1 protein-coding gene is annotated in these 1312 nt (G+C 62.9%); it reads right to left on the bottom strand.

Annotated elements, in window-relative coordinates; genetic code table 11:
- Positions 1-1312 (bottom strand): molybdopterin-dependent oxidoreductase (locus tag PK789_RS11455; RefSeq protein ID WP_324308943.1); only part of this gene is annotated, 1312 nt, incomplete at both ends.

Below are 1312 nucleotides of genomic sequence, written 5' to 3'. Positions count from 1 at the left end.
GCCCGGCTCGATGCCGTACAGCACATAGGCCTTGCGCGGTTCGCGCAGCATGGTTTGTGCATCGCGGGTACTGGGCAGCACCCCGGCACGGCTGAGGCCCAATGCATTGGCCCCTTGCGGGATGCGGCACAACTTGGCGTTCTTGGCCGCAGCGAAGGCAGTGGCTGCGCTGCGAATCGCGGCGGCATATGGGCTGTTTTCAGCCACACCGCCGACGATCACCGCAACATTGCCGCTATCGCCGACATCGACATCGGCCAGCGCCGACGCCAATTGCGACGGCGGCACGATCTGCTTGCCGGCAATGGCGAAGGTGAACTCGAAATCCACCGGGTTGACCACGAACACGCGTGCGCCGCGCTTGACCGCCTTGCGCACACGCTGGTGCAGCAACGGCACTTCGAAGCGCAGATGGCTGCCCACGATGACAATGACATCGGCCTGTTCGATCTCGGCCACCGGCATCGCAAACGCCTGTGCCTGCGCGCCATCGGACAGGTCTTGCTGGGCGATACGGTGATCGAGATTGCCACTGCCCAAGCCTGCGGCCAGACGCGCCAACAACGTGCCCTCTTCATTCGAGGTTGCCGGATGCACCAGCACGCCCAAATTGTCGCCGGCATTGTCTTGCAGAATCTGCGCGGCCTTGGCCAGCGCCTCTTCCCACGACGCTTCGCGGAAGCTTTCACCTTCGCGGATCAACGGCACAGTGGCGCGATCGGCGGCGATCAAGCCTGCGTGGGCGTAGCGGTCGCGGTCGGACAACCAACATTCGTTCACCGCTTCATTATCACGCGGCACGCTGCGCAGCAGCTCACCACGGCGCACGTGATGGAATAGATTGCTGCCCAGCGCATCGTGATAGCCCAGCGACGGCCGCGCGGTCAGTTCCCACGGGCGCGCCTTGAAGCGGAACACCTTGTTGGTCAACGCGCCCACCGGACACACATCGATCACGTTGCCGGATAACTCGGTGGTCAGCGGCTTGCCGTCGAAGGTACCGATTTGCAGGTTTTCGCCACGATACATGCCACCCAATTCGTAGGTGCCGGCGATCTCGGCAGTGACGCGAATGCAGCGCGTGCACTGGATGCAGCGGGTCATTTCGCTGGCCACCAGCGGGCCTAGGTCTTCATCGGCCACGGTGCGCTTTTGTTCGACAAAGCGATTCACCGAACGGCCGTAGCCCAGCGACAGATCCTGCAATTCGCATTCACCGCCTTGGTCACAGACCGGGCAGTCCAGCGGGTGGTTGATCAGCAAAAACTCCATCACATTGCGCTGCGCTTTCAGCGCCTTGTCGTTGCGCGTG

Source organism: Thermomonas sp. (genome assembly GCF_035369645.1).
Taxonomy (GTDB): domain Bacteria; phylum Pseudomonadota; class Gammaproteobacteria; order Xanthomonadales; family Xanthomonadaceae; genus Thermomonas.
The sequence above is the reverse complement of the archived record's forward strand: the minus strand, read 5'-3'. Positions and strand labels throughout refer to the sequence as shown.